The organism is Caballeronia cordobensis, assembly GCF_001544575.2.
GTDB classification, from domain to species: domain Bacteria; phylum Pseudomonadota; class Gammaproteobacteria; order Burkholderiales; family Burkholderiaceae; genus Caballeronia; species Caballeronia cordobensis.
The window spans coordinates 369,463-395,864 of the sequence record NZ_FCNY02000001.1; the positions used below are offsets into that span (position 1 = coordinate 369,463).

Sequence of the window (26,402 nt, forward strand, 5' to 3'; positions counted from 1 at the left end):
AATTGATAGACGGACGGAGCCCAGGAATGCTGCGCTGGCTGATCGCCCTCCTTATTCTCGCCAACTTGCTGATGTTCACCGTCATGCGCGGCATGTTCGGACCGTTGCCCGCCGCCGGCGCGCGCGAGCCGCATCATCTGTTGCAGCAAGTGCGTCCCGAAGCGCTCGCGACGCGTCCGCTCGGCCCGGAAGAAGCGTTCGACCAGCCGCGCGTCGGCGGACCGGCGCCGGCCGCGAACGTTCAGAGCACGCCGCTCGGCCAATAAGCGGCGCGCGGGGAAATCGAGAGAATCAGGACTGCTCGCGGACCTTCCTGAGCAGCGCGGTCGTCGACCGGTCGTGCTCGAACGGGATGGCGAGCGCCTTGCCGCCCCATCCGCGCACGAGCGCCGATTCGGCCAGCTTGTCCATGTCGTAGTCGCCGCCTTTCACGAGCACGTCCGGGTGCAGCGCGTCGATCAGTTGCAGCGGCGTCGTTTCTTCAAACTTCACGACCCAGTCGACGCTTTCTAGCGCCGCGAGCAGCGCCATGCGATCGTCCTCGCGATTGATCGGGCGATCGTCGCCTTTGCCGAGCGTGCGCACGGATGCATCGCTGTTGACGCCGACGATGAGCGTCGCGCCGAGCGCCTTCGCATCGGCGAGATAAGTGACATGTCCGCGATGAAGGATGTCGAAGACGCCGTTGGTGAAAACGACGGGGCCGGCAAGCGCCGTGCGGCGCGCGGCGAGCGCCTCGCGCGTGATGATCTTGCGTTCGAAAATGGCGGGCATGGCGACGCTCGTTGCGGTGTACTGAAAGCGCGCATTGTGCCATGGCGCTTCACGCAAGAATGAATCGTTGAAATGCAGACGGCCCGCCGGTTCAACCCGGCGGGCCGTCTCATTTCGCGATGCTTGAATGCGTCAGGCCGGCTGTTCGGCCGCGCCGCCCGGCGCGGCTTGCAGACGCTGCGTAACTTCCTTGCGATAACGGTTCAGTTCCTGCGCGGTCGCGAACGAACGCTCGAAAAGAATCGACAGGTTATGCAGGATGCGCTCGACGACCTTCCTCTCCCAACTGTCGTCGAAGCGGATCTGGTCGTCCAGCCAGCGTTCGAGCCACTCCGGATCGGGCAGCCGCGACTGCACGGTATCGCGCGGGAAAAGCGCCTGATTGACGTGGAGATTGGTCGGATGCAGCGGCTTTTCGGTGCGGCGCGCCGACGCCATCAGCACGCCGATCTTCGCGAACGCGGCGCGCGCCGTGTCGCCCGCATTCGCGAGCGCCTTCTTCATGTAGCGCAGATACGCGCCGCCGTGACGGGCTTCGTCGCGCGAAATGGTTTCGTAGATGTGCTTGATGACCGGCTCCGTGTGCCACTCGGCCGCGCGGCGATACCAGTGATTCAGGCGGATTTCGCCGCAGAAGTGCAGCATCAGCGTTTCGAGCGGCGGCGCCGGATCGAACTCGAAGCGTACCGCGTGCAGTTCGTCTTCGGTCGGCACCATGTCGGGCTTGAAGCGGCGCAGATACTCCATCAGCACGAGCGAATGCTTCTGCTCCTCGAAGAACCACACGCTCATGAAAGCGGAGAAATCGCTGTCATGGTGGTTGTCACGCAGGAACATTTCGGTTGCGGGAAGAGCGGACCATTCGGTGATCGCGTTCATCTTGATGGTCCTGGCCTGCTCGTCGGTGAGCAGGGACGCATCGAACTTGTCCCATGGAATGTCCTTCTCCATGTCCCATCGGACGGATTCCAGCGATTTATAAAGTTCCGGATAAAGCATGGTGTTCATAGGTCCACCCCTGATGCCACTTATGCGACGTTATATCTATTTGACTTTCAGCTCACGCGTGCGAAATAACCTTGCATGCGAGCAGCCAAGCTTTCAATTTTACGCGGGATTCGGTCGGCCAAAGACGAAATGCGACAACGAGCGCTCAAATTGGGCGCTGCGGCAACGCGTCGCGTCCCGCGAAAACAATGCACTTCCCGTGCAAATGTTGCCTGTTGTGCGTCTTGTTCTACCGTGGGTGAGGAGCGAAACCTGTGCCTGAGGTAAGTTCAAGTGGCGCCGAGCCGGCCGCCGGACTGCGCCGGACCACGCCGGCCGCGCAGTATGACGTGCTCGCGTGACAGCGATGCGAAGCGCACGCTTGCGAATGTCCGCGCCAGTGCCCGCCGCAGCGAGCGGCCAGTGCCCGCCGCAGCGAGCGTCGTCGATCATAGCATGGCAGATTGACGCCAATCCGCGACGGTTTCATCGATCGGGGTCAACCCTGCGACGTGAAACACGCCGTCGTTCAGCTTGCGGCGCAGCGCCGGACTGCTTCCGCCGACCCAGATGCGCACGTGCGGCGGGAGCAGGTTGCGCAGATCGGTCAGGCCGTTGGTGATCGCCTGCGCGGGCAGCACGGCCGTGAACGACAGCGCCACGATATCGACGTGATGGGCCGTCACCGCATCGACGATATCGTGCAGCGGCGTTTGCAGCCCCAGCTGGATGCACTCGCACTCGGAGAGCGTGAACATCGCTTCCGCCATCAGGATGCCGAGGCCGTGGCCTTCGCCGGACAACGTCGTGAGCAGGACGCGAGGACGCCCGCCGCGCCCGCGCAACGCGTCGCCGAGCGGGCGCATGAGCGTGCGCATGGTCGACTGGATCGCCTCGCTGAACAGATGTTCGTGATAAACCTGCAAGGTGCCCGCCGCCCATGCATTGCCGACACGCGCGGCGAGCGGCGCGGCGACATCCAGCACGAAGCGTTCGAGGCCGTCGCGCGTGGCGCGCTTCAATAGCCCGAAGCGGAATTCCTCGTAGGCGCTCTTGCGCAGCAGCGACACCAGATGATCGAGCTCGGCGTCGGGGGCGTCCTGCCCGACCCCGGAGCTTTCGGCCAGATGTTGCAGCAGGTCGATCGGCTGCGCGAGCACCTTGCTCGGGCGATGCCCTGCGTCGAGCAGACGCTTGACCAGCCGCAGCTTTGTCACCTGATCCTGCGGATACAGCCGTTCGCCGCCGGGCGAGCGCATCGGCTGCGGAAAACCATAGCGGCGCTCCCAGACGCGCAGTGTGTCCTTCGTCAGACCAATTTCCTGAGCGATTGCTCCGATGCCGATTCCCGACAGTCCCGGCGCCTCAAAGCCCTGCGGCGCTTGCTCCAGCGCGTCCGGGGCGTCGGAAGACGGTTCGGAATCGAAGTCTTGTTCTGATGTGTTTGTCATGGACAGATCTTTCCCGATGTACTCACGCCATCCGATGCACGTTGCGTGCCCGCCTTCGACGGTGGACAAATTTTCGCGCCGTCTACATTTCATCATAGACAGAATCGAAACAGGCATGTGGGTTGAGATGCGTTTCAGCGCGCGAGTGAAGACACGGGACGCGGTCCGATGAGGCTTCATTCATCGGAGGAAATCGGAGGAAACCGGGTGAACCGTCGGGCCCGGCGGAGCGTTGCGCGCCGCCGGACCGGGAGACGAAAATCAGACGGGTTTCTTGCGCGGCGCGGACTTGCGGGCGGCCGCTTTCTTCGCCGCCGCGGCTTCGGGCTTGTCTTCGCCGCCGCTCGGCGGCTGCTCGGCACGGCTTCCGGACGCGGCTTCCGGTTGATCGTCCGCTGCCGCGCCCGCGTTGAGCGGGCCGTTCATGCCGGGTTGCAGCATCGCGAGATGCGCGAGCTGATTGAACTGCGATTGCAGTACGTTCCACCAGCCGGTCGGATCGAAGCCCGGCGGCGGCGCAGAGGCTTTTTCGCCCGCTTCGTCCCCTTCCGGGGCTTCTTCGGGCGGCTGCGCCGGGGCGCTCGCTTCCTGCTTCGCCGCGCCGCTCATCGGCCAGCCCGCAGCGGCGGACTTCGCCTTGTCGGCCGCCGCGCTGTGCGCGCTTTCCACCGATGTCTGCGCGAACGCGCCGAACGCACGCAGGGTTGCGAGCGTCGCGCGCTGCACTTCGAGCGCCTGAATCGCCGATTGCAGCATGTTCAGATTGAGCTTGAGCCACTGCTCGACGGCGCGCATGTCCGTCACGCGCTTGTCGAGTTCTTCGATGTTCGTGAGCGGAGCGAGCATGTCGGACATCATCGAGAGGGAGGGACCCACGCCCTGCCCGCCGCCCGGCATCGCGGCGGCGAAGGGATTCAGGCGCATCAGTTCCCACATCTTGCCCATCATGTCGGCCTGGCCGAATCCGGGAAAACCGGGAATCGTGTAGGGCGGCGTACCGCCAGTGTTATCGGTCATTCGACTCTCCTTGTTTTCGTGTGAGGTTGGCGCGGTTCCCTTCGGTCAGAACGGCGCGCCGCCCGGAAAATCCGGCGCGCGTCTCTCGCGCAGCGAGCGCACGCCTTCGTGCACGTCCGGGCCCGCGAAGCCCATGAATTCCAGCGCGAGCGACGTATCGAAGGTCGGCCCCGCCGAGCGCAGCCAGTTGTTGAGGGCGTACTTCGTCCAGCGGATCGCGGTCTGCGAGCCTTGCGCCAGGCGATTCGCCACTTCGATCGCCTTCGGCATCAGTTCGTTCTCGTCGACGGCGAGCGACACCAGCCCGATGCGTTCCGCCTCCTCGCCGCTCACCGGCTCGCACAGCAGCAGATAGTACTTGGCCTTCGCCATGCCGCACAGCAGCGGCCAGACGATCGCCGCGTGATCGCCCGCCGCGACGCCCAGGCGCGTATGCCCGTCGATGATGCGCGCCGATTTCGAGGCGATCGAGATATCGGCCAGAAGCCCCGCGACCAGGCCCGCGCCGACCGCCGGGCCGTGCATCGCGGAGACGATCGGCTTGCCGCAGTTGATCACGTTATAGACGAGATCGCGGGCCTCGCGCCACACGCGCGCGCGCACGTCGAAGTCGGTCGCCATCTCCTCGACGAGCGCAAGATCGCCGCCCGCCGAAAAGCCCTTGCCTTCGCCGCGAATCAGCGCGACGCGCGTGTCCGGATCGCGGTCGATGTCGCGCCAGATGTCCGCGAGTTCGCGGTGCATGTTGGCGTCGGCGGTGGAGAGGCCGCTCTTGTTCGCGCCCGCGCCGGGCATCACCACTTCGAGCACGCCGTGCGGATGGCGGCGCAACGCCAGCGACTTGTAGCCCGCATACAGGGAGAGATCGCTCATGGTCTTGTCGATGAAAGATTAGCGCGGCTGATAAATCCACTTGCCGTCGCGGATCTCGACCATCACGCGCGCGCGCTGATCGAGGCCGATGTGATCGTTGGGCGTCATGTTGACCTGCCCGTTGGTGTCGGCGAAATTCTTCGTGCCTTCGAGCGCGTCGCGCAGGGCGGCGCGAAACGCCGGCGTGCCGGGCGCGCCCGCTTTCATGGCGATCGGCACCGCGCGGTTCAGCAGCATGCCCGCGTCCCACGCATACGAGCCGAACGCCGACACCGTGCCCGCGCCCTGCTTCGCCTCGTACAGTTTGATGTATTCGAGCGCAAGGCGCTTGGCCGGATGATCGTCGGGCAACTGCGCGGCGACGAGCACGGGGCTCGCGGGCAGGAACGTGCCGTTGCAGTCCGCGCCGCACACGCGCAGGAAGTCGCGGTTGCCGACGCCGTGATTGTGATAGACCTTGCCCTTGTAGCCGCGCTGCGCGAGCGTCTTCGGCGGCAAGGCGGCCGGCGTGCCCGCCGCGCCGACGACCACGGCATCGGGCTTGGCCGCGAGAATCTTGAGGATCTGCCCGGTCACGCTCGGGTCGGTGCGGTTGAAGCGCTCGTTCGCGACCACTTCGATCTTGTGCAGTTGCGCGAACTTGGCGACTTCGGCGTAGAAGGTCTCGCCGAGCGCGTCCGCCTGACCGATGTAGGCGAGCGTCTTCACGCCGTGATTGCTCGCGTGCTCGGCGATCGCGGAGGCCATCATCGCGTCGGTTTGCGGCGTCTTGAAGACCCAGCGGCGTTTTTCGTCCACCGGCTCGATGATCTTCGACGACGACGCCAGCGAGATCATCGGCGTCTGCCCTTGCGCGACGACATCGATCATCGCGAGCGAATTCGGCGTGATCGACGAGCCGATGATCGCATCGACCTGATCCTCGCTGATGAGCTTTTTCGTGGTCTGCACGGCCTGCGTGGTGTCGGAGGCGTCGTCGAGCACGATGTAATCGACGGGCCTGCCGCCCATTTCCTTCGGCAAGAGCGCGACGGTGTCGCGCGCCGGAATGCCGAGCGACGCGGCCGGCCCCGTCAGCGAGAGCACGAGGCCGATCTTCACGTGCTGCGCCTGCTGCGCGATTGCCGCCGTCGTCGCGGCGAGCGCGCCAACCGTCAGCACCGCGCCCGCGAGGAATTTCCACTTGCCTGCCGCCATCGAAAGTCTCCTTTTTTGTTGGTTTTAATGCTGCACGAAAGCAGCCCGGCAAAGTGTAAGGCGTGGTTCATGCACGCCGCATCGGGCGAAACCCGTTCAATGCTCGGGCTGCACGACCGCCTGATCGATCGCGCCGAAGATCGACTTGCCGTCTTCGTCGAACATCTCGATCTTCACGCTGTCGCCGAACTTCATGAATTCCGTCTGCGGCGCGCCGTGCTCGATGGTCTCGAGACAGCGCTTCTCGGCGATGCAGCAGTAGCCGCGCTTCGCGTCCTTGTTGGAGATCGTGCCCGAGCCGACGATCGCGCCCGCGCGCAGGTTGCGCGTCTTCGCCGCGTGCGCGATCAACTGGCCGAAATGGAACACCATGTCCGTGCCGCAATCCGGCTGGCCGACCTTCTTGCCGTTCCAGTGCACGATCATCGGCCGGTGCACGCGGCCTTCGCGCCACGCGTCGCCGAGTTCGTCGGGCGTGACGGCGACGGGCGAGAACGACGTCGCCGGCTTGCTCTGGAAGAAGCCGAAGCCCTTCGCGAGTTCGGCGGGGATCAGATTGCGCAGCGAGACGTCGTTTGCGAGCATCAGCAGGCGCACGCTCTTCAGCGCTTCGTCGGGCATCGCGGCCATGTGGACGTCGGAGGTGATGACCGCGACTTCCGCTTCGAAGTCGATGCCATACGATTCCGTTGCGCAGACGATGTCGTCCGTCGGACCGATGAAATCATCGCTGCCGCCTTGATACATCAGCGGATCGGTCCAGAATTCGGGCGGCATCTCCGCTTTGCGCGCCTTTCGCACGAGTTCGACGTGATTCACGTACGACGAGCCGTCCGCCCACTGGAACGCGCGCGGCAGCGGCGCCATGCAGGACTTCGGATCGAACGCGAACGTGTTGCGCGCGCGGCCGAGATTGAGCGCTTCGTAGACTTCCATGAGCTGCGGCGCGTAGAAGGCCCAGTCGTCGAGCGCGCGTTGCAGCGTCGATACGATTCCGTCGGCGATGGCCGCCGTGCGCAGATCGCGCGACACGACGATGAGCTGGCCGTCGCGCGTGCCGTCCTTCAATGTGGCGAGTTTCATGGAGCGGGGTTCGGTGACTTGAGATGACGTTAAGGGAAATCTATTTTACGATGGTGAATCCCTCGCCTGTGCTTCGAGCTTCATGCAATCGACCCAATCCGCCGCTTCCGACGACGACGAAGACCTCAACGACACCGCTGAAGAGAAAACCCGCTCCGGCATCCAGTCGATAGAAGTCGGTTTCCGGCTGCTCGACGTGCTTACCAACGAGCCGCGCGCGATGATGCTGCGCGATCTCGCGCACCGCGCGGGCATGAGCCCGGCGAAGGCGCATCGCTATCTCGTGAGTTTCCTGCGGCTCGGGGTCGCGTCGCAGGACCCGGTGTCGGGGCGCTACGAGCTCGGCGGTTTCGCGTTGCAGATGGGTCTCGCGCGGCTCGCGCGTGTCGATGGCGTGCGGCTTGCGCGCATCGCGCTCGCGGACTTGCGCGACCGGCTGGATCAGACGGTGGGCATTGCCGTATGGGGCAATCAGGGGCCGACGGTCGTGCACTGGATGGAGTCGAGCCATCCGGCGAAGGCATCGCTGAGGCTGGGCGACGTCATGCCGCTGCTCACGTCCGCGACCGGCCTGCTTTTCGCCGCGTATCTGCCGCGCAGCAAGACGCAGCCGATGCTCGATCGCGAACTCGCTGCCATGAAGCAGACCATCGCCGACGTCGAACCGCTATTCGCCGAGGTGCGCGAACATGGCGCGGCGCGCGTCGAAGGCATGCTGCTGCCGACCATCCACGCGTTCTGCACACCGGTCTTCGATTCGACGGGCGAACTTGCGCTCGGTCTCATCGCGCTCGGGCACGAAGGCACGTTCGATACGCGCTGGGGCGGTGAAATCGATTCCGCGTTGCGCGAATGCGCGCGCGGGCTGTCGTATGAACTGGGGTACAAAGCGCAGGGGCGCTGATTCGCGAACGTTGCGAAACGCGTGGGCGGCGTGAGGAACATCGCTTCGATCGCGCTTGTCTGATACGTTTCGCCAGACGCAAGCTCCGCGCTTTTCACCTCCGCACGATGCCACTGTTTCCCTTTCGCCGTCCTCGCCCCGCGTCGGGCGAGCCGCCCGATGCCGCCGCCGAATCCGCCACGCCACGGCGCTGGGGGCGCTGGGCGCTGGCCGTGCTGATCGTCGCGGGTCTGCACTTGAGCGCGATGCGGTGGATCGACCGGAACCGGCAGCCGGTGAACACGCCGCCCGAAACGCCGCCCGTGCAGGTCGAATTGCTGACGCCGAAGCCGGTTGCGCCGCCTGCGCCGCAGCCGCCCGCACCCGCGGCTGCGCCGCCGAAACCCGCCGCTGCCCCGCACGTTCAGCTGAAACCCGCCGTACCCGCCGCACCCGCGCCCGTGTTGAGCGCCGCGACTCCGCAACCCGACGCGACCGCCGCCGTTTCCGCTTCCGGCGTCGCCGCGTCAGGAACATCCGAGGCGTCGGCGCCAGCCGCGACGCCATCGCCCGCCCCGCCCGCCGCCGCCACGGCCGCATCGGGCGACAAATTCAGCGTTCCGCCGACCGGCGAGCTGCGTTACGACACGCTCGTCAACGGCATGATGAATCAGACCGGCATCATCCACTGGATCAACGACGGCCAACATTACGAGATGGTCGTTTCGATTCCGGTGCCTTTCGTCGGACCCTTTGTGTATTCGAGCAAAGGTCATCTCGACGGATTCGGCATCGCGCCGGAACAGTATTCCGAGCAGCGCGGCCGCCGCGCCGCCGATATCGCCATCTTTAATCGCGAGACGAAGCAGATCGTCTACACGAAGACGCCGCAAAGCCAGCCGCTCGCGGACGGCGCGCAGGACCGCTTCAGCGTCGTGATGCAACTGGCGAGCCTCGTGCGCGGCGCGCCGGACAAATACAAGCCGGGCGTCACGCGCCAGTTCAGCGTGGCGGATAACGACAGCAACGAAATCTGGCCGATCGAAACCGTCGGCGACGAAACCGTGCAGGCGCGCGGCGGCTTCACGACGGCGCGGCACTTCACGCGCCTGCCGCGCAAGGAAGGTGACCGCCGCAAGCTCGATATCTGGCTCGCGCCGTCGATCGGCTGGCTGCCCGTGCGGATTCTGCAAACCGAGCCGAACGGCATGCAGATCGAACTGCTCTGGGCCGGCGCGCTCGCACCGCCGGCGGCACCGGGCACGCAAGATGCGTCAGACAAATCCGCGCCCGCCGCGCCACCCGAGCCGACTGCGCCGCCCGCGGACAATCCGTAACGGCCGTCTCACGGCTGTCACACTTCGTGACATCGGGCACGGCGAAAGCGCGCAATTCAATGCAGTCATCGGAAACAGCATCGCAAACCGCATTCTTTACGGAGCCGATATGCAGTTGACGATCAATCGCATCGATACACGTTACGTTCTCGACAACGAAGGCGGCGGCCCCTGGCTCGTCTTCATCCATCAGCTTGCGGGCGATCTGTCCGTATGGGATCAGATGGCGGGCTATTTTCGCCGCGATTTCACCGTGCTGCGCTACGACCTGCGCGGCCACGGCGACACAGCCGTCTCGCCCGACGGCTTCACGATCGACGACCTCGCCGACGATCTCGCCACGCTGCTCGACAAGCTCGGCGCGCCTTCGGCGCACGTGGCCGGCTTGTCGATCGGCGGCATGGTCGCGCAAAAGCTCGCGATCCGTCACCCCGGCAAGGTGGACACGCTGACGGTCGTTGGCGCGCCGGCGTTCATCCCCGAGGAGGCGCGTCCGACGTTCGCGCAAAGAGCAGCATCCGTGCGCGAAAACGGGACTGCGAGTATCGTGGAAGCGACGCTCGAACGCTGGCTCACGCCCGAATTCCGCAAGGCGCATCCCGAAGTGGTCGAGCAGATCGGGGAATCGATCGCGCGCACGCCCGCGGAAGGGTTTGCGCGCGCGGCGGAGGCGGTCAGCCGTTTCGATGCGCGTGACAAGCTCGCCTCTGTGAACAAACGCACGCTGGTCGTCGCGGGCCAGCACGATGTTGGCACGCCGCATGCTGCCTCAAAGGTGGTCGCAGACACGGTTCCGGGCGCGCAATTCGAATTACTCAACGCAGCGCACCTGTCGCCGGTGGAGGAATCGCAGCGCTTTTCCGCATTGCTGGGGAACTTCTTACGCGGGACGGCCTGATTGTTCCGGTTTTTGCTGCACACGAGAAAGCCTCGATACAACCGGCATCACATCGAGGCCACCCCTTGAATTCCAACCCAATCGCTCCAACTACGCTTCAGGATTGCCAGGAGCAACAAGGAATAAGGAGTGTCGCCATGCAAATGATCTACAACAGCCCCAACTATTGCGTTGTCGAATTTCCGCCGCAAGACAACCATCTCGCCATGAAGGCGGGCGGCTACGAGATCGTCGACAAGAACACGCAGCGTGAGATCTTCATCGACGGAGAGCTCGCCGCGAAGTTCCGGGAACACGTGCAGCAACTGATTGCGGAAGAACCGTCGCTGGAGGATGTCGATGAATTCCTCGGCCAGTTCGATATCTTGATGAACCAACCCGTCGTGCTTCACTGATCTGCATTGCGCGGGGCGGCCCGCCGCCCCGCGCCGGCCGCCGCACGATCCTGCGGCTCAAGGCGACACTCGCCGCTTCTCGAAGACCCCGCCCCATGAACGGCGGGGTTTTTTTCTCTGGCATCCCCCGCGGGGCGCGACAGCGACCGCTTCGCGCTGCGGCTACAATGTCAGGCTATTTCACATTTGCTGCAGGCCTTGTCCGTCATGACCGAGAACGCGATTCCGAAAGCGCCCGCGCGCGCTTACACGCGCGGCGCCGCGCTGCCCGCGCTGCTGCAAAAGCGCATCCTGATCCTCGACGGCGCGATGGGCACCATGATCCAGCGCTACAAGCTCGATGAAGCCGCCTATCGCGGCGAGCGCTTCAAGGACTATGGCCGCGACATCAAGGGCAACAACGAATTGCTGTCGATCACGCAGCCGCAGGTCATCCGCGAGATTCACGAGCAATACCTGGCGGCGGGCGCGGATATCCTCGAAACGAACACCTTCGGCGCGACGCGCGTGGCTCAGGCCGATTACGGCATGGAAGACCTCGCGGCGGAGATGAACATCGAGTCGGCGAAGCTCGCGCGCGAGGCCTGCAACAAATATTCGACGCCTGACAAGCCGCGCTTCGTCGCGGGCGCGATCGGGCCGACGCCGAAAACCGCGAGCATTTCGCCGGACGTGAACGATCCGGGCGCGCGCAACGTCACGTTCGACGAACTGCGCGAGGCGTACTACGAGCAGGCGAAGGCGCTGCTCGATGCGGGCTGCGATCTCTTTCTCGTCGAAACGATCTTCGACACGCTGAACGCGAAGGCCGCGCTGTTCGCGCTCGACCAGCTTTTCGACGATACCGGCGAACTCGTGCCGATCATGATTTCGGGCACCGTGACCGATGCGTCGGGCCGCATTCTCTCGGGACAGACGGTCGAAGCGTTCTGGAATTCGCTGCGTCACGCGAAGCCGCTGACCTTCGGCCTGAACTGCGCGTTAGGCGCGGCTTTGATGCGGCCGTACATCGCCGAACTTGCGAAGCTGTGCGATACGTATGTGTCCTGCTACCCGAACGCCGGCCTGCCGAATCCGATGAGCGATACCGGCTTCGACGAAACGCCGGACGTAACGTCCGGATTGCTGAAGGAATTCGCGACGGCGGGCCTCGTGAATATCGCGGGCGGCTGCTGCGGCACGACGCCGGAGCATATCGCGGAGATTGCGAAGGCGCTGGCGGAAGTGAAGCCGCGCGCGTTTCCGTCGCAGTATCGCGATGCAGCTTGACATCGAACAAGAGATCAAGGAAATGACCGACCACACGATGCGTCTCTCGGGCCTCGAACCGTTCAACGTCACCGACGGCTCGCTTTTCATCAACGTCGGCGAGCGCACGAACGTGACCGGATCGAAAGCGTTCGCGCGCATGATCCTGAACGGCCAGTTCGACGAAGCGCTCGCCGTCGCGCGCCAGCAGGTCGAAAACGGCGCGCAGGTCATCGACATCAACATGGACGAGGCCATGCTCGATTCGAAAGCGGCGATGGTGCGCTTTCTGAATCTGATCGCATCGGAGCCGGATATCGCGCGCGTGCCGATCATGATCGACTCGTCGAAATGGGAGGTGATCGAAGCCGGCCTGAAATGCGTGCAGGGCAAGGCGATCGTCAACTCGATCTCGCTGAAGGAAGGCGAAGACGCCTTCAAACATCACGCGAAGCTGATCCGCCGCTACGGCGCGGCGTCCGTCGTGATGGCGTTCGACGAGCAAGGCCAGGCCGACACGTTCGAGCGCAAGACGCAGATCTGCAAGCGCTCCTACGACATTCTCGTGAGCGAAGTCGGCTTCGAGCCGGAAGACATCATCTTCGATCCGAACATCTTCGCGATCGCGACGGGCATCGAAGAGCACAACAATTACGCGGTCGATTTCATCAACGCGACGCGCTGGATCAAGCAAAACCTGCCGCACGCGAAGGTGAGCGGCGGCGTGTCGAACGTGTCGTTCTCGTTCCGCGGCAACGACCCGGTGCGCGAGGCCATCCACACCGTGTTCCTGTATCACGCGATTCAGGCGGGCATGGACATGGGCATCGTCAACGCGGGCCAGCTCGGCGTCTATGCCGATCTCGACGCCGAACTGCGCGACATGGTCGAAGACGTCGTGCTCAACCGCCGCGAGGATTCCACCGACCGCCTGCTCGAAAGCGCCGACAAGTTCAAGACCGGCGCCGCGAAGAAGGAAGAAAACCTCGAATGGCGCAATCAGCCGGTTGAGGCGCGTCTGTCGCATGCGCTCGTGCACGGCATCACGAACTTCATCGTCGAAGATACGGAAGAAGTCCGGCAGAAGATCGACGCCGCCGGCGGCCGTCCGATCAACGTGATCGAAGGCCCGCTGATGGACGGCATGAACGTCGTCGGCGACCTGTTCGGCGCGGGCAAGATGTTCCTGCCGCAAGTCGTGAAATCGGCGCGCGTGATGAAACAGGCGGTCGCGCATCTGATTCCGTTCATCGAGGAAGAGAAAAAGCGTCTCGCCGATGCCGGCGCGGACGTGCGTCCGAAGGGCAAGATCGTCATCGCGACCGTGAAGGGCGATGTGCACGATATCGGCAAGAACATCGTGTCGGTCGTGCTCCAGTGCAACAACTTCGAAGTGGTCAACATGGGCGTGATGGTGCCCTGCGCGACCATCCTGCAGAAAGCGAAGGATGAAGGCGCGGACATCATCGGCCTGTCGGGACTGATTACGCCGAGCCTCGAGGAAATGGCTTACGTCGCGTCGGAAATGCAGCGCGACGACTATTTCCGCGGCAAGCAGACCCCGCTTCTGATCGGCGGCGCGACGACCTCGCGCGTGCACACCGCCGTGAAGATCGCGCCGAACTACGAAGGCCCGGTCGTGTACGTGCCGGACGCGTCGCGCTCGGTGTCGGTGGCGTCGAGCCTGCTGTCGGACGAAGGCGCGGCGAAGTATCTCGACGACCTGAAGAGCGACTACGACCGCATCCGCACGCAGCACGCCAACAAGAAGGCGCTGCCGATGGTCACGTACGAACAGGCGCGCGCCAACCGGACGAAGATCGACTGGAACGCGTATACGCCGAAGAAGCCGAGCTTCATCGGCCGGCGCGTGTTCAAGAACTACGACCTCGCGGAACTGGCGAATTACATCGACTGGGCTCCGTTCTTCCAGACGTGGGATCTCGCCGGCCCCTATCCGGCGATTCTCAACGACGAGATCGTGGGCGAATCGGCGCGGCGCGTGTTCTCCGACGGCAAGTCGATGCTCTCGCGTCTGATTCAGGGCCGCTGGCTGACGGCGAACGGCGTCGTCATGCTGCTGCCCGCGAACACCGTGAACGACGACGACATCGAAATCTACACGGACGAATCACGCTCGCAAGTCGCGATGACATGGCGCAACCTGCGTCAGCAAGGCGTGCGTCCGGTCGTCGACGGCGTGATGCGTCCGAACCGCTCGCTCGCCGATTTCATCGCGCCGAAGGACTCGGGCGTGAAGGACTACATCGGCATCTTCGCGGTGACGGCGGGTCTTGGTGTCGATAAAAAGGAACAACAGTTCGAAGCCGATCACGACGACTACAGCGCGATCATGCTGAAGGCACTCGCCGACCGTTTCGCCGAAGCCTTCGCCGAAGCGCTGCACGCGCGCGTGCGCCGCGATTTGTGGGGCTACGCGGCGAGCGAAACGCTGGACAACGACGCGCTGATCGCCGAGAAATACGTGGGCATCCGTCCGGCGCCGGGCTATCCGGCGTGTCCGGATCACCTCGTCAAGCGCGATATGTTCGAAGTGCTTCAGGCGGAGGAGATCGGCATGAGCGTGACCGAATCGCTCGCGATGCTGCCGGCCGCGAGCGTCTCGGGCTTCTACCTCGCGCATCCCGACAGCACCTATTTCTCGGTGGGCAAGATCGGCGACGATCAACTGGCGAGCTATGCCGAACGCATGGCGATGTCCACGTCGGACGCCGAACGCGCGCTCGCGCCGCTGCGCTGAACGAGGCGCGGCGGTACTAGGGCTTTCGCGGGAACGTTGGAAAAAACCATACGCGGCGCGTGATGCCGAAGAAAAGCGCCACGCAATAGGCGGGAATTTTTTGGCTTCCGTAGACTTGCTCATGCGATGCGCCGTCACGAGGACGGACACGCATTTTTCGTCACGGAGATAAGTCGCATGAAGAAGCTGACGCCCGCCGTAAGCGTTGCGATCGCAGCCGCCGTTCTCGCCGCAAGCTCGGCGGCGATCGCGCAGCCGGCCAGCAGCACGACCGCGTCGTCGTACTCGGTGCCGCAGACCGAGCACAAGAAGAAACCGAAGAAGCCGAAGAAAGCGGCCACGCCGAAATCCGGGACGAACGGTCAGTCGCAGTAAGCCGGTTTCATCGGAAGAAAAAACCCGCGTCGTCGCCGATGCGGGTTTTTTCGTTTCAGGCGCGACGCTCCAGCGCGGCGGATCTCAGACGCCCCAGAGGATGTCCGTGTTGCCCTTCTGCGCGAGGCGCAGCATGTCGAGGAACGGATACGCGCGCTGCGCGAGCCCGATGGGAATCTCGTGCGGCTCGTGCCCCGCCTCGCCCTCGTGAAAATGGCCGTCGTGCTCGGCGCGCTCTTTCTTGTCGGTGACGACGGCCGCTTCGAGTTTCTGAATGGCCGAAGGCAGCTCTTCGTGCGTGATGACGCCGCGCTCCGTAAGCTTCTTGCCGATGATGCCGAGCAGGTACTCGGCGAGATTGTCCAGCATCAGGACATCCGGTGCGGCCGGGGTTTTGAATGTGATCAGCATGGCATGGTCCTTTTGTTTATGTTGGGTCATAGGCGGTTTGCAAACCGGTTTGAACACAAACCGCGCAGACGAGCCGGTCTCCCTGACAACGTGACAACACCCTGATTCGACATATTAGCACCTGCTAAAATCCCCACTTTGCAGGTATATGACCCGGCGAACGGTCATATGTCCGCGAGGCTTCGCAGACATGGCGAACGGCGTTTTTCTCGCGCCTCCGGGTTCCGGGCGCACGCCAGCATCCATCCACTCGCCATACCCCATCGGACTCGCTCCATCGGATCACATCAGCATGCTGCCCGCACATAAACACACTCTCGAAACGCTCCTCACCGACGCGGTCAAGCAGGTCGCGCTAGCCACTCAGGGCGCCAGCGAAGCGGCCTTCGTCGCGCCCGCGATCGTTCTCGAACGGCCGAAGGTCGCGGCGCACGGCGACGTGGCATCGAATGTCGCGATGCAGCTCGCCAAGCCGCTGCGCGCCAACCCGCGCCAGCTCGCGCAGCAGATCGTCGATGCGGCGCTCGCGCTGCCGGCTGCGAAGGGTCTCGTCGAGAGCGCCGAAGTGGCGGGTCCCGGCTTCATCAATCTGCGTCTTGCCGCGTCGGCGAAGCAAGACGTGATCCCGGCCGTGCTGGGCGCGGGCGCCGCGTTCGGCCGCTCGGCGCGCGAGGCCGGCAGGCACGTGCTCGTCGAATTCGTGTCGGCGAACCCGACCGGTCCGCTGCACGTCGGCCACGGCCGCCAGGCCGCGCTCGGCGACGCGCTCTCGAACCTGCTCGAAACGCAGGGCTACGACGTGCATCGCGAGTTCTACTACAACGACGCCGGCGTGCAGATCGGCAACCTCGCCACCTCCACGCAACTGCGCGCGCGCGGCCTGAAGCCGAACGAGCCGGGCTGGCCCGACGCCGCGTACAACGGCGAGTACATCGCCGATATCGCGCGCGACTACATGGCGGGCGAAACGGTCGCCGCGAAAGATGGCGAGCCCGTGAAGGGCAAGGGCGACGTCGAGGATCTCGACGCCATCCGTCATTTCGCCGTGGCGTATCTGCGTCACGAGCAGGACATGGATCTGACCGCGTTCGGCGTGAAGTTCGACCAGTTCTATCTGGAGTCGTCGCTCTACAAGGAAGGGCGCGTCGAGAAGACGGTCGCGGCGCTCGTCGATGCGGGCAAGACCTACGAGCAGGACGGCGCGCTGTGGCTGCGCACCACCGACGACGGCGACGACAAAGACCGCGTCATGAAGAAGTCCGATGGCACGTTCACGTACTTCGTGCCGGACGTCGCGTACCACGTGACCAAGTGGGAGCGCGGCTTCACGAAGGTCATCAACATCCAGGGCTCGGACCATCACGGCACCATCGCGCGCGTGCGCGCCGGCTTGCAAGGGCTCGGCGTGGGCATTCCGAAGGGCTATCCCGACTACGTGCTGCACAAGATGGTCACAGTCATGCGCGACGGCGAGGAAGTGAAGATTTCCAAGCGCGCCGGCAGCTACGTGACGGTGCGCGATCTGATCGAATGGTCGGGCGGCCTGGCTCCCGGCCATGAAACCGCGCCCGACCAGATCGACGAAGAGACCATCCGCCGCGGCCGCGACGCGGTGCGCTTCTTCCTCATCTCGCGCAAGGCGGATACCGAGTTCGTGTTCGACATCGATCTCGCGCTCAAGCAGAACGACGAGAACCCGGTCTACTACGTGCAATACGCGCACGCGCGCATCTGCACGATCCTGAACGACTGGAAGGAACGCTACGGCGGCGACATCGCAAAGGCGGCGCAAGCCGATCTTTCGCCGCTGTCGAGCGACCGCGCGATGGCGCTTCTGAACAAGCTCGCCGAGTATCCCGAGATGCTCGCGCACGCCGCGGAAGAACTTGCGCCGCACGCGGTCGCGTTCTACCTGCGCGATCTCGCCGGCGAATTTCACTCGTTCTACAATGCGGAGCGCGTGCTCGTGGACGAAGAGAAGGAACGCACCGCGCGCATCGCGCTGCTCGCGGCGACACGCCAGATTCTCGAAAACGGGCTCGCGACCATCGGCGTTTCCGCTCCTCAAAAAATGTGAACCTGCCACGCACGCACGGAAAATAGGATTTTTCGGCGTGCGTGAACAGATGCCTGGCGCGGGCTCGCCACGAGCCGCCGCTATAATCGTCGCCCAACCAGAAGACTCTCTCGCAGGTGATTCATACGATGGCAAAACCACGCCGCACATCGAAGCAGTCGAAGCAAACCGGGGGAACGTTTATCGGCATCGTGCTGGGCCTGATCGTCGGGCTCGCGATCGCCGTGATCGTCGCGCTCTACATCACGCGCGCGCCCACGCCGTTCGTGGCGAAGGTCGCGCCGCCGCCGTCGGAAGCGAACTCCGCGCCGCCCGCCGCGCAGCCCTACGATCCGAATCGTCCGCTGCAGGGCAAGTCGCCGGGCCAGGCGGTCCCGCAAGCCGCGCAGCCCACGCCGCCCAACACCGCGCCGGGCCAGACCAACAATCAGACGCAGTCGTCGGGCATGCTTGACGAGCCGCAGATCGTTGAAGTGCCGCCGTCGGGCGCGACGGCCTCCGCGCCGAAGAGCGGCAGCGCGTCCATCGCGAAGAAGCCCGAGACGGCGCCTGCCGCACCCACCGCGCCGAACGTCACGAGCAACGCCAACGCCACGCCGCCCAAGGGCGGCTCGGCAGCCACGGCCGGCAAGACCACGCCGCCCGCGCCCGGCGAGCCCAACACCGGCTATTTCCTGCAGGTGGGCGCGTACAAGACGCAAGCGGATGCGGAGCAGCAGCGCGCGCGGCTCGGTTTCCAGGGCTTCGAATCGCGGGTCACGCAGCGCGATGCGGGCGGCGTGACGTACTATCGTGTGCGCGTCGGCCCGTTCGCGAAGTTCGAAGACATGAACACCGCGCGCCAGCGTCTGTCCGATGCGGGCGTCGATACCGCCGTCATCCGTTTCTCGAAGCAATAAGGTCAGCGCGCTTCGCGCTTGCTCCACGGCAAGCGCGGGCGCACCTACGGTTTTTAAGCGTGGCTTAAGCGTCGTATGTCCCACTTATGGGCCTGTTTTCGTACCGTCGCGTACCCATTGCGTCCATTCTTCCATCATGAAAAAACTGTTTAGCGCGTTGGCTCTCTCCCTCGGCATCGCAGCCGCTTCCGTGACCGTCGCGAGCACGGCAATGGCCGCGCCCACCGCCGGCAAGGACTACACGGTGCTGCAGGCCGCGCAGCCGGTCGGCGCGCCCGCGGGCAAGGTCGAGGTCATCGAGTTCTTCTGGTACGGCTGCCCGCACTGCAACGAGTTCGAGCCGTATCTGGAAGCATGGGCGAAGAAGCAGGGCCCGGACGTCGTGTTCAAGCGCGTGCCGGTGGCGTTCCGCGACGACTTCATCCCGCACTCGAAGATGTATCACGCGCTCGACGCGCTCGGCGTCGCGGAGAAAGTCACGCCGGCCGTGTTCAACGAAATCCACGTGAAGAAGAACTATCTGCTCACGCCGCAGGCGCAGGCGGACTTCCTCAAGACGCAGGGCGTCGATCCGAAGAAATACATGGATGCCTATAACTCGTTCTCGACGCAAAGCGCCGTGCAGCGCGACGCCAAGCTGATGCAGGACTACAAGATCGACGGCGTGCCGACGGTCGTCGTGCAGGGCAAGTACGAGACCGGTCCGGCAATGACCAACAGCCTGCCGGGCACGACGCAGGTGATGGACTTCCTCGTCCAGCAAGCCCGCGACAAGAAGTAACCTCCTCTCCCGCGCCGGCATGAATGCAGTTCGCCTGAAGGTCTTCATCACCGGCGCATCGAGCGGCATCGGCCTCGCACTGGCCGAGGAATACGTGAAGCGCGGGGCCGTGCTCGGCCTCGTCGCCCGCCGCGCCGACGCGCTCGCCGCCTTCGCGGCGCGCCATCCGCAAAACTCCATTTCGATCTATCCCGCCGACGTGCGCGACCCCGATGCGCTTGCCGACGCCGCGCGCCGCTTTATCGCGGAACACGGCGCGGCGGATGTCGTCATCGCCAATGCGGGCATGAGCCGCGGCGCGCTGACGGGTCACGGCGATCTCGACACCTTCCGCACCGTGATGGACGTCAACTACTTCGGCATGGTCGCGACATTCGAGCCGTTCGTCGCATCGATGACGGCCGCGCGGCACGGCACGCTCGTCGGCATCGCGAGCGTCGCGGGCGTGCGCGGGCTGCCGGGCGGCGGCGCGTACAGCGCGTCGAAATCGGCGGTCGCGAAGTATCTGGAGTCGTTGCGCGTCGAAATGCGCCCGCTGGGCGTGGCCGTCGTCACGATCGCGCCGGGCTACGTGCGCTCGGAGATGACCGCGCACAATCCGTATCGCATGCCGTTTCTGATGGACGCCGACCGATTCGCCGCGAAAGCCGCCGACGCCATCGCCCGCAAGGTGCGCTACGCGACGTTTCCCTGGCAGATGCGCATCGCCGGCATGCTGATGCACATGCTGCCGCGCCGCCTCTACGACGCGCTCGCCGAGCGCGCGCCGCGCAAGCCGCGAGCAAACGAAAGCGAGTGACGCAAAAAAACCGGCTGCGCGAAAACGCAGCCGGTTTTTCCTTGCAGACCGCTCAAAGCCGTCAGAACGCTACATACGCCGAACTGTTGGGCAACTCGAAGCCGACATACACGTGCCGTCCGAAGAAGAACGGCAAGCCGAAGTCGAAGAAGTTGGACATGCCCAACTGGCCGCCGAGACTGTTGAACGCGAACTTGTTGCCGCCTTGCGTCAGCGTGCGCGCGCTGACCAGCTGGAACGGCACGTTCGCGCTGTTGCCTTCGGTGCCCTGGATCGTCGTCGAAAGCGACTGCTCCGAGCTCGGGCAATAGAACGCGCTCGAACTCGAACACAGCGGGAAGCTGTCCTGGAAGAAGTTGCCGTTCGATCCCGAGTCGAAGAACGTCTTGTACGTTTGTCCCTTGTAGGTGCCGGTGAGGTCGCCATACGGGTCCGTGCCGTACTTCGTCACGCCGCTGATGCTGTTGTTGCTCTGCGTGCCGATACCGAAGATCAGCACGCCGGTCGCGCTCGCCGCGCCGCCGTCCGGAACCGGCGGCAACTGCACGATCACGCCATTGTTGTTGACCGCGAACTTCGTGACGGGATTCGTGACCTGCTGGGCGACCGGCGTCGCGACGCCCGTGCAGTTCGTGCCGTTGGTGCAGGAGAAGTACATCGCGTTGAGCGCCGTGCTCGCGCAACTCGGGCCGCAATCAACCGTCTGCGGGCCAATGCCGAGAATGCCGTTCGCGCCGATATCGCCGACGTCGTTCTCGTCGTTGCCGGACGGGCAGCCGTTGCTTCCCGTCGGCGCGGCCGATGCGTCGAGATCGCCGATGATCTGAATCGGCACGCCCGACGCCACTTCGGTGCCCATCTTCACGTCGGCCGTGCGCACGGTGCCCCACGTGTAGCCGTCCGCGAAGCCCGCGCACTCGGCGAGCTGGCCGCCGTTCGACGCGCGCGTGCCGGGCAGGCTGCCGAGCACGTTCTGCGCCGCCGAGCCGAGAATGCGCAGGCCGAAGGACGCCGTATCGACCTGAATGTTGTCGATCGTCTGGCACACCGAGGAGCCCGGCGCGCACACCGTGACCGACACGTTCGGAATGTTCACGAAGTTCGCGACGCCGGCATTGACGTTGATCGGCACCGCGTTCGTGCCATTGGGTTGAATCGGCTGCGCGTTCGCGGTGCTGGTGCCCGAACTGCCGCCGCCGCCCGAGCCGCCGCCGCCCGATCCGCCCGACGAACCGCCGCCGCTCGAACTGGAACTGTCGCTGCCGCCACCGCCGCACGCAGCGAGCATGACCGAAAGACAGAGCACGCCGAGCCAGCGCGCGAAACCGCCGCGTCGAAGGAAAGAGCCGGGAAGGCCGAGTGTCTTGCTATGCATACTGAAGTCTCCCGTCGCTTACTGAATATCGCTGGCGGCCACGCCGGCCGGCAACGATTGCGGCAAATAGGCGTGGCCCGCGAAGGCGCCCATATGACCGCCCGATTCCACGACGAGCCCGGAATCCTGCACGCTCACAGGCCCCCGTCCGCCGCGCGCGGCGCGCTGCGCCTTGAGGCCTTGCTGATATTGCGGGAAGTAGCTGCCGAGCAGGCTGGCGAGATCCGGCACGCGCGGCCCGTTCCACGCGATGCCGAACACCGTGCCCTCCGCGGACAGATATTCGTTGACGACGGTGCCGCTCGCGAGCGTCGTGGAGCGGACGGTGTAGTTCGATGCCGATGTCGCCGATGCGTTCGACGCACCGCTTGCGACGGCCGCACGCACGACGGCTTTTGCGGACGTGGCGCCTTGCGGCGCGGTCATCGGCTCGCCGCCGAGCACGGCATAGGCGGGCGCCGCGGCGCACACGCTCAACGCGCCTGCGACGATCGCGAGCGCGCTTGCCAGATGCCCATGACGGGATTGCTTCGGTGCCTTCACTGGGCCTCCTATCGGTTGCCGGCCGTCCCCGCGCTTTAAGCGTGCGAACCGGCTTTTGACGATTGAGTGACAGATGTGCCACCGCTTTTCGCGCGGCTTTTTGCGGCGCGAATACCATCTAGTATGCCAGCCACACGGAATAGTCCTAACGTTCGCAAGCGCACATAAGAAAAACGCGAAGCGCAATGGTATGCGCTTCGCGTTGTCCAGTAACGCTGAGCAGGTCGAATTGACGTTTATTTGCAAATAGGCGTCAGAAGCCGAGACTCGCGAGCAAATCGTCCACTTGCGACTGATCCTGCACGACATCGCTGCGTCCCTCGGGATTGATCTGAGGCCCGTTGAGCAGGCCTTCCGGACTGCCGCTCGCCGACGACATCAACGCCGCCGCCGATGCCGCGAACTGCTCGCGGCGCTCCGGCGCGATGTTCTCCAGCAACACGCCGAGCAATTGCTGCTCGATCAGATACACGACGTCCGTAATCTTCTTGATCACCTGGCCGGTCAGATCCTGAAAGTCCTGCGCGAGCATGATTTCCAGCAGTTGCGCGTTGGTCGCCTGAGTGCGCTCCGGCACGCTTTGCAGAAACGTTCTCGTTTCAGCAAGCAACGCGCCCGCTTCGCCCTGCGCGAGCGGCGCGTCGTACCATTTGGCCCAGCGCGCGTCGAGCGCCTGCGCGTCGGTCTGCATCGCTTCCTGCATCGGCTTGGCGAGCTCGATCGCGTTCAAGGCGCGCTCGGCGGCCTGCTCCGTCATCGTCGCGACATATTTCAACCGGTCGCGCGCGTCGGGCACGGCTTGCGCCGCGGCTTCGACCTGCTTGTCGAGGCCGAGCTCGCGCATCGAATCGCGCAGCGTGCGCGTCAACTGGCCGATGCGCGCGAGAATGCGATCGCTCGACGGATCGCCCTCGGCTTCGGCGACAGCAGCGACGGCCGCTGCGAGTTCAGTGGTCAGATCGTTCACGATCAGCTCCCGGCTTTGGCCAACTTCTCGAGAATCTTGGTGAGTTTCTCGTCGAGCGTGGCGGCCGTGAAGGGCTTCACCACATAACCGTTCGCGCCCGCCTGCGCCGCCGCGATGATGTTTTCCTTCTTCGATTCCGCCGTCACCATCAGCACCGGCAGATGCGAGAGGTTCGCGTCCGCGCGAATCTGCTGCAGCATCGAGAGGCCGTCGAGGTTCGGCATGTTCCAGTCGGTGATCACGAAGTCGAAGCCGCCGCCGCGCAGACGCGCAAGGCCGGCCGCGCCGTCTTCGGCTTCATCGACGTTGCCGTAGCCCAGTTCCTTCAGCAGGTTGCGCACGATACGGCGCATCGTCGGAAAATCGTCGACGACGAGGATCTTCATGTTCTTGTCCATCACTACTCCCTTGAGTTCTCAATGCGGCGGGGCCGCGTATTCAATCCAGAAAAATCAGACGCGCTGCACGCGTTCGCCCATCGAGGCAAGCCGCGCCATCACGCGCCGGCTCATTTCGGAGAGCGACGCGATCTCGCTTGCGCCGCCCATTGCAATTGCTTCGCGCGGCATGCCGAACACCACGCAACTCGCTTCGTCCTGCGCGAGCGTGTACGCGCCCGCCTGCTGCATGTCCAGAAGACCGGCGGCGCCGTCGCGGCCCATGCCGGTCAGGATCACGCCGATCGCGTTCTTGCCGGCGTGCTGCGCGGCCGAGCGGAACAGCACATCGACCGAAGGCCGGTGCCGGTTCACCGGCGGCGCATCCGACAGATGCGCGACGTAGTTCGCGCCGCTTCTCGCGAGCACCAGATGCGCGTGGCCCGGCGCGATATACGCATGGCCAGGCAGCACGCGCTCGCCGTGCTCCGCTTCCTTCACCGTGATGCGGCACAGGCCGTTCAGCCGTTGCGCGAAGGACTTCGTGAAGCCCGGCGGCATGTGCTGCGCGATCAGCACCGCGGGCGCATCGGGCGGCAGCGGCACGAGCACTTCGCGAATCGCTTCGGTGCCGCCCGTCGATGCGCCGACGATCACGAGCTTCTCCGTCGACACGAGCGGGTTGTTGAAGTGCGGCGCGGGTTTCGCCGCGCCGCCGACGGGCGCCGCCGGCGCGTGATGCGCCTGCTTCACCCGCGCCCGCGACGCCGCGCGGATCTTGTCGGCGAGCTTTTCGGCGTAATCGAGCATGCCGTCGCGAATGCCGACTTTCGGCTTCGTGACGAAATCGACCGCGCCGAGCTCCAGCGCCCGCAGCGTGATTTCGTTGCCGCGCTCGGTCAGCGACGACACCATGACGACCGGCATCGGCCGCAGGCGCATCAGCTTTTCGAGGAAATCGAGGCCGTCCATGCGCGGCATTTCGACGTCGAGCGTGAGCACGTCCGGGTTGTGCTGCTTGATCAGCTCGCGCGCGACGAGCGGATCGGGCGCGGTCGCGCACACGTGCATGTCGGGCTGCGAGTTGATGATTTCGGTCATCAGACTGCGCACGAGCGCCGAGTCGTCGACGCACAACACCTTGATCTTTTGCGCTGAGTTCATGCTTCCTCCGCCGTCTTCAGCCGCGACGTGAACAACTCGACGCGCGGGCGCCTGGCCGCCGCAGCGTTCGTCGAGAACAACTCGGCGCGCGGCTTCAAATTCGCCGAAGCATTCGACTGGAACAGCTCGACGCGCGCACGCGCCTTCGCGAGCCGCTCCGCGCGTTCTTCGGGCGTGCGCTGCACGAGCGCCTGCTCGCGCTCGACCACGACCGGGTCGTGCGCGGTCTTGAGCTTCTTGACCATCACCTGTCCCGAGCGCGGCATGAATGCGACTTTGCGCGGATGCGCGCCCTGCAAATCCTCGGCGACGATGCGGATCTTCTCCAGCGCGAGATAGCGCCGCACGAATTCCGAATTGCGATCGCCTATGTTGATGGTCGTCATGCCCGCGAGCACCGCGCCGCCGCCGAACACCTTCGCTTCGAAGCGCTCGCGCCGCCCGCCCCGCTTGATCAGTTCGTTGATGAGCACTTCCATCGCGTACGCGCCGTAGCGCATCGAATCGGACGCGGCCAGCGACGCATCGGAGCCGTCGTCGGGCAGCATGAAATGATTCATTCCGCCGATGCCCGCCGTGCGGTCGTGGATGCACGCCGCCACGCACGAGCCGAGCACCGTGACGAGCACCATGTCTTCGCTCGTCATGTAGAACTCGTTCGGCAGCAGCTTCACGCCGGGCTTCTGGAAGTGATTGTCGAAATACAGGTTCGACGCCATCGGCAGCGCGCTCATACCGGTTCTCCGGCAAGCACACGCTTGGACGCGCCCGCCACCTTCACATCGCGCGCAAGTTCGTAGACCGTCTGGCCGCGCAGCCTGAACGCCTGCGACACATACGTGAAATTCTCCGAATGTCCCGCGAACAGGAGCGCGCCCGGCTTCATCAACGGCTCGAAGCGCGTGAGCACCTGCCCTTGCGTCGGCTTGTCGAAGTAGATCATCACGTTGCGGCAGAAGATCGCGTCGAACGGGCCTTTGACGTCATAGCGCGCATCGGTCAGATTCACGCGGCCGAAGTTCACCATCGCGCGCAGTTCGGGGCGCACTTTCACGAGGCCCGCGTGCGAGCCCGTGCCTTTGAGGAAGAAGCGCTTCAGCCGCTCGACGGGCAGCGCCTTCACCTGATCGAGCGAGTACACGCCCGCTTCGGCCTTCGCGAGCACCTGGCTGTCGATATCGCTGGCGAACACCGTGCACTGGCGCGCGGCGTGCTCGCCCAGCGCCTCGACGAGCGTCATCGCGATGGAATACGGCTCCTCGCCGGTGGAAGCCGCCGAGCACCACACCGAGAACGGCTGCTGCCGGCGCTTCACGAAGTCCGCGAGAATCGGAAAATGATGCGACTCGCGGAAGAACGCCGTGAGGTTCGTGGTCAGCGCGTTGACGAACGCTTCCCACTCGGCGTTGTCCTCGTTGGTTTCGAGGCGGTCGAGATACTGCTTGAACGTGTCGATGCCGCAGGCGCGCAGGCGGCGCGCGAGCCGGCTATACGCCATGTCGCGTTTATGGTCCGACAGGGAGATGCCCGCGCGCCGATGAATCAGCTCGCGAATCCGGGCGAAATCCGCCGTCGTAAATTCGAAATCGCGCTCGACTTCCGGACCGCGTACGCCGCCGGCCAGTTCGATGCGCACGTTGCGCGTTGCCGTCATGATGTTTCGTGCTTCCTTGGCGTGTTCGTCGCGCGCGCGCCTCGCGTTGAAGTCGATGACCATGCGGGCTCGCGCT

Annotated in this window: 27 protein-coding genes; 12 read left to right on the forward strand and 15 right to left on the reverse strand. The window is 64.7% G+C overall.

Annotated elements, in window-relative coordinates; genetic code table 11:
- Positions 1-26 precede the first annotated feature (26 nt).
- Positions 27-266, forward strand: coding sequence for a hypothetical protein (locus tag AWB70_RS01695; protein ID WP_045450245.1), 240 nt, complete (start codon positions 27-29; stop codon positions 264-266).
- 25 nt (positions 267-291) lie between these two features.
- On the opposite strand, the gene rfaE2 is transcribed toward AWB70_RS01695, so the two are convergent.
- The 7 genes from rfaE2 to AWB70_RS01730 all read right to left on the reverse strand — a co-directional run bounded on the left by rfaE2 (position 292) and on the right by AWB70_RS01730 (position 7,382).
- Complete coding sequence (rfaE2, locus tag AWB70_RS01700) at positions 292-774, reverse strand: D-glycero-beta-D-manno-heptose 1-phosphate adenylyltransferase (RefSeq protein WP_053567589.1); 483 nt, start codon at positions 772-774, stop codon at positions 292-294.
- Between the two features lie 132 nt (positions 775-906).
- Complete coding sequence (locus AWB70_RS01705) at positions 907-1,782, reverse strand: ferritin family protein (RefSeq protein ID WP_053567340.1); 876 nt, start codon at positions 1,780-1,782, stop codon at positions 907-909.
- Positions 1,783-2,210: 428 nt separating this feature from the next.
- A complete protein-coding gene (locus AWB70_RS01710) occupies positions 2,211-3,329 on the reverse strand; it encodes a MerR family transcriptional regulator (protein WP_235024123.1) in 1,119 nt (372 codons plus the stop codon).
- Positions 3,330-3,473: 144 nt separating this feature from the next.
- Positions 3,474-4,229: a PhaM family polyhydroxyalkanoate granule multifunctional regulatory protein gene (locus tag AWB70_RS01715; protein ID WP_053567339.1), complete on the reverse strand. Its 756-nt coding sequence runs from the start codon at positions 4,227-4,229 to the stop codon at positions 3,474-3,476.
- Between the two features lie 45 nt (positions 4,230-4,274).
- On the reverse strand, positions 4,275-5,102 hold the full coding sequence (locus AWB70_RS01720) for an enoyl-CoA hydratase/isomerase family protein (RefSeq protein WP_014190221.1): 828 nt from the start codon (positions 5,100-5,102) through the stop codon (positions 4,275-4,277).
- Between the two features lie 18 nt (positions 5,103-5,120).
- Positions 5,121-6,299 (reverse strand): ABC transporter substrate-binding protein, encoded by a 1,179-nt coding sequence (locus AWB70_RS01725; protein ID WP_014190220.1) that lies wholly within the window; start codon positions 6,297-6,299, stop codon positions 5,121-5,123.
- Positions 6,300-6,395: 96 nt separating this feature from the next.
- Complete coding sequence (locus AWB70_RS01730; protein ID WP_053567338.1) at positions 6,396-7,382, reverse strand: fumarylacetoacetate hydrolase family protein; 987 nt, start codon at positions 7,380-7,382, stop codon at positions 6,396-6,398.
- Positions 7,383-7,464: 82 nt separating this feature from the next.
- Here AWB70_RS01730 and AWB70_RS01735 point away from each other — a divergent pair, with 82 nt between their 5' ends.
- From AWB70_RS01735 to AWB70_RS01765, 7 genes are all read left to right on the forward strand, one after another.
- Entirely contained in the window at positions 7,465-8,286 is an 822-nt protein-coding gene (locus tag AWB70_RS01735; RefSeq protein ID WP_045450240.1) for an IclR family transcriptional regulator, read from the forward strand.
- Positions 8,287-8,393: 107 nt separating this feature from the next.
- On the forward strand, positions 8,394-9,602 hold the full coding sequence (locus AWB70_RS01740) for a DUF3108 domain-containing protein (protein WP_053567337.1): 1,209 nt from the start codon (positions 8,394-8,396) through the stop codon (positions 9,600-9,602).
- A 109-nt stretch (positions 9,603-9,711) separates the two neighbouring features.
- Positions 9,712-10,500, forward strand: a complete 789-nt coding sequence (locus AWB70_RS01745; protein ID WP_053567336.1) for an alpha/beta fold hydrolase — start codon at positions 9,712-9,714, stop codon at positions 10,498-10,500.
- 137 nt (positions 10,501-10,637) lie between these two features.
- Entirely contained in the window at positions 10,638-10,895 is a 258-nt protein-coding gene (locus tag AWB70_RS01750; RefSeq protein ID WP_014190215.1) for a BTH_I0359 family protein, read from the forward strand.
- 207 nt (positions 10,896-11,102) lie between these two features.
- On the forward strand, positions 11,103-12,164 hold the full coding sequence (locus AWB70_RS01755; protein WP_053567587.1) for a homocysteine S-methyltransferase family protein: 1,062 nt from the start codon (positions 11,103-11,105) through the stop codon (positions 12,162-12,164).
- The gene (gene metH, locus AWB70_RS01760) at positions 12,154-14,904 is read left to right on the forward strand and encodes a methionine synthase (protein ID WP_053567335.1); all 2,751 of its coding nucleotides are present in this window, start codon (positions 12,154-12,156) and stop codon (positions 14,902-14,904) included. Before AWB70_RS01755 ends, metH begins: the two co-directional genes overlap by 11 nt.
- 177 nt (positions 14,905-15,081) lie before the next feature.
- Complete coding sequence (locus tag AWB70_RS01765) at positions 15,082-15,279, forward strand: hypothetical protein (protein WP_081478133.1); 198 nt, start codon at positions 15,082-15,084, stop codon at positions 15,277-15,279.
- Positions 15,280-15,363: 84 nt separating this feature from the next.
- Here AWB70_RS01765 and AWB70_RS01770 read toward each other — a convergent pair whose 3' ends face one another.
- Positions 15,364-15,690 (reverse strand): DUF1840 domain-containing protein, encoded by a 327-nt coding sequence (locus AWB70_RS01770; RefSeq protein WP_014190210.1) that lies wholly within the window; start codon positions 15,688-15,690, stop codon positions 15,364-15,366.
- Positions 15,691-15,982: 292 nt separating this feature from the next.
- On the opposite strand from AWB70_RS01770, the gene argS reads away from it, so the two are divergent.
- The 4 genes from argS (at position 15,983) to AWB70_RS01790 (ending at position 20,246) form a co-directional block, all read left to right on the forward strand.
- Complete coding sequence (gene argS / locus AWB70_RS01775; RefSeq protein WP_045451783.1) at positions 15,983-17,767, forward strand: arginine--tRNA ligase; 1,785 nt, start codon at positions 15,983-15,985, stop codon at positions 17,765-17,767.
- A gap of 128 nt (positions 17,768-17,895) precedes the next feature.
- Positions 17,896-18,666, forward strand: a complete 771-nt coding sequence (locus AWB70_RS01780; protein ID WP_045450236.1) for an SPOR domain-containing protein — start codon at positions 17,896-17,898, stop codon at positions 18,664-18,666.
- A 136-nt stretch (positions 18,667-18,802) separates the two neighbouring features.
- On the forward strand, positions 18,803-19,447 hold the full coding sequence (locus tag AWB70_RS01785; RefSeq protein ID WP_053567334.1) for a thiol:disulfide interchange protein DsbA/DsbL: 645 nt from the start codon (positions 18,803-18,805) through the stop codon (positions 19,445-19,447).
- A gap of 19 nt (positions 19,448-19,466) precedes the next feature.
- On the forward strand, positions 19,467-20,246 hold the full coding sequence (locus tag AWB70_RS01790; protein WP_053567333.1) for an SDR family oxidoreductase: 780 nt from the start codon (positions 19,467-19,469) through the stop codon (positions 20,244-20,246).
- 61 nt (positions 20,247-20,307) lie between these two features.
- Here AWB70_RS01790 and AWB70_RS01795 read toward each other — a convergent pair whose 3' ends face one another.
- The 7 genes from AWB70_RS01795 to AWB70_RS01825 all read right to left on the reverse strand — a co-directional run bounded on the left by AWB70_RS01795 (position 20,308) and on the right by AWB70_RS01825 (position 26,326).
- Positions 20,308-21,621 carry a DUF3443 domain-containing protein gene (locus tag AWB70_RS01795; protein ID WP_053567332.1) on the reverse strand — a complete coding sequence of 438 codons (1,314 nt, stop codon included), beginning with the start codon at positions 21,619-21,621 and terminating at the stop codon, positions 20,308-20,310.
- 18 nt (positions 21,622-21,639) lie between these two features.
- Positions 21,640-22,164, reverse strand: a complete 525-nt coding sequence (locus AWB70_RS01800; RefSeq protein WP_053567331.1) for a DUF2844 domain-containing protein — start codon at positions 22,162-22,164, stop codon at positions 21,640-21,642.
- Positions 22,165-22,417: 253 nt separating this feature from the next.
- Positions 22,418-23,131: a protein phosphatase CheZ gene (gene cheZ, locus AWB70_RS01805; protein ID WP_014190203.1), complete on the reverse strand. Its 714-nt coding sequence runs from the start codon at positions 23,129-23,131 to the stop codon at positions 22,418-22,420.
- Between the two features lie 2 nt (positions 23,132-23,133).
- The gene (gene cheY, locus AWB70_RS01810; protein ID WP_014190202.1) at positions 23,134-23,529 is read right to left on the reverse strand and encodes a chemotaxis response regulator CheY; all 396 of its coding nucleotides are present in this window, start codon (positions 23,527-23,529) and stop codon (positions 23,134-23,136) included.
- Between the two features lie 54 nt (positions 23,530-23,583).
- Positions 23,584-24,672, reverse strand: a complete 1,089-nt coding sequence (locus tag AWB70_RS01815) for a protein-glutamate methylesterase/protein-glutamine glutaminase (RefSeq protein ID WP_053567330.1) — start codon at positions 24,670-24,672, stop codon at positions 23,584-23,586.
- On the reverse strand, positions 24,669-25,406 hold the full coding sequence (cheD, locus tag AWB70_RS01820) for a chemoreceptor glutamine deamidase CheD (RefSeq protein WP_045450230.1): 738 nt from the start codon (positions 25,404-25,406) through the stop codon (positions 24,669-24,671). Before cheD ends, AWB70_RS01815 begins: the two co-directional genes overlap by 4 nt.
- On the reverse strand, positions 25,403-26,326 hold the full coding sequence (locus AWB70_RS01825) for a CheR family methyltransferase (RefSeq protein ID WP_045451777.1): 924 nt from the start codon (positions 26,324-26,326) through the stop codon (positions 25,403-25,405). Before AWB70_RS01825 ends, cheD begins: the two co-directional genes overlap by 4 nt.
- Positions 26,327-26,402 lie beyond the last annotated feature (76 nt).

Bases quoted from the DNA above. Each gene is read 5' to 3' on its own strand.
- AWB70_RS01695 (WP_045450245.1), top strand. From the start codon at position 27: ATGCTGCGCTGGCTGATCGCCCTCCTTATTCTCGCCAACTTGCTGATG.
- rfaE2 (WP_053567589.1), bottom strand. From the start codon at position 774: ATGCCCGCCATTTTCGAACGCAAGATCATCACGCGCGAGGCGCTCGCC.
- AWB70_RS01705 (WP_053567340.1), bottom strand. From the start codon at position 1,782: ATGAACACCATGCTTTATCCGGAACTTTATAAATCGCTGGAATCCGTC.
- AWB70_RS01710 (WP_235024123.1), bottom strand. From the start codon at position 3,329: ATGCCTGTTTCGATTCTGTCTATGATGAAATGTAGACGGCGCGAAAAT.
- AWB70_RS01715 (WP_053567339.1), bottom strand. From the start codon at position 4,229: ATGACCGATAACACTGGCGGTACGCCGCCCTACACGATTCCCGGTTTT.
- AWB70_RS01720 (WP_014190221.1), bottom strand. From the start codon at position 5,102: ATGAGCGATCTCTCCCTGTATGCGGGCTACAAGTCGCTGGCGTTGCGC.
- AWB70_RS01725 (WP_014190220.1), bottom strand. From the start codon at position 6,299: ATGGCGGCAGGCAAGTGGAAATTCCTCGCGGGCGCGGTGCTGACGGTT.
- AWB70_RS01730 (WP_053567338.1), bottom strand. From the start codon at position 7,382: ATGAAACTCGCCACATTGAAGGACGGCACGCGCGACGGCCAGCTCATC.
- AWB70_RS01735 (WP_045450240.1), top strand. From the start codon at position 7,465: ATGCAATCGACCCAATCCGCCGCTTCCGACGACGACGAAGACCTCAAC.
- AWB70_RS01740 (WP_053567337.1), top strand. From the start codon at position 8,394: ATGCCACTGTTTCCCTTTCGCCGTCCTCGCCCCGCGTCGGGCGAGCCG.
- AWB70_RS01745 (WP_053567336.1), top strand. From the start codon at position 9,712: ATGCAGTTGACGATCAATCGCATCGATACACGTTACGTTCTCGACAAC.
- AWB70_RS01750 (WP_014190215.1), top strand. From the start codon at position 10,638: ATGCAAATGATCTACAACAGCCCCAACTATTGCGTTGTCGAATTTCCG.
- AWB70_RS01755 (WP_053567587.1), top strand. From the start codon at position 11,103: ATGACCGAGAACGCGATTCCGAAAGCGCCCGCGCGCGCTTACACGCGC.
- metH (WP_053567335.1), top strand. From the start codon at position 12,154: ATGCAGCTTGACATCGAACAAGAGATCAAGGAAATGACCGACCACACG.
- AWB70_RS01765 (WP_081478133.1), top strand. From the start codon at position 15,082: ATGAAGAAGCTGACGCCCGCCGTAAGCGTTGCGATCGCAGCCGCCGTT.
- AWB70_RS01770 (WP_014190210.1), bottom strand. From the start codon at position 15,690: ATGCTGATCACATTCAAAACCCCGGCCGCACCGGATGTCCTGATGCTG.
- argS (WP_045451783.1), top strand. From the start codon at position 15,983: ATGCTGCCCGCACATAAACACACTCTCGAAACGCTCCTCACCGACGCG.
- AWB70_RS01780 (WP_045450236.1), top strand. From the start codon at position 17,896: ATGGCAAAACCACGCCGCACATCGAAGCAGTCGAAGCAAACCGGGGGA.
- AWB70_RS01785 (WP_053567334.1), top strand. From the start codon at position 18,803: ATGAAAAAACTGTTTAGCGCGTTGGCTCTCTCCCTCGGCATCGCAGCC.
- AWB70_RS01790 (WP_053567333.1), top strand. From the start codon at position 19,467: ATGAATGCAGTTCGCCTGAAGGTCTTCATCACCGGCGCATCGAGCGGC.
- AWB70_RS01795 (WP_053567332.1), bottom strand. From the start codon at position 21,621: ATGCATAGCAAGACACTCGGCCTTCCCGGCTCTTTCCTTCGACGCGGC.
- cheY (WP_014190202.1), bottom strand. From the start codon at position 23,529: ATGGACAAGAACATGAAGATCCTCGTCGTCGACGATTTTCCGACGATG.
- AWB70_RS01815 (WP_053567330.1), bottom strand. From the start codon at position 24,672: ATGAACTCAGCGCAAAAGATCAAGGTGTTGTGCGTCGACGACTCGGCG.
- cheD (WP_045450230.1), bottom strand. From the start codon at position 25,406: ATGAGCGCGCTGCCGATGGCGTCGAACCTGTATTTCGACAATCACTTC.
- AWB70_RS01825 (WP_045451777.1), bottom strand. From the start codon at position 26,326: ATGACGGCAACGCGCAACGTGCGCATCGAACTGGCCGGCGGCGTACGC.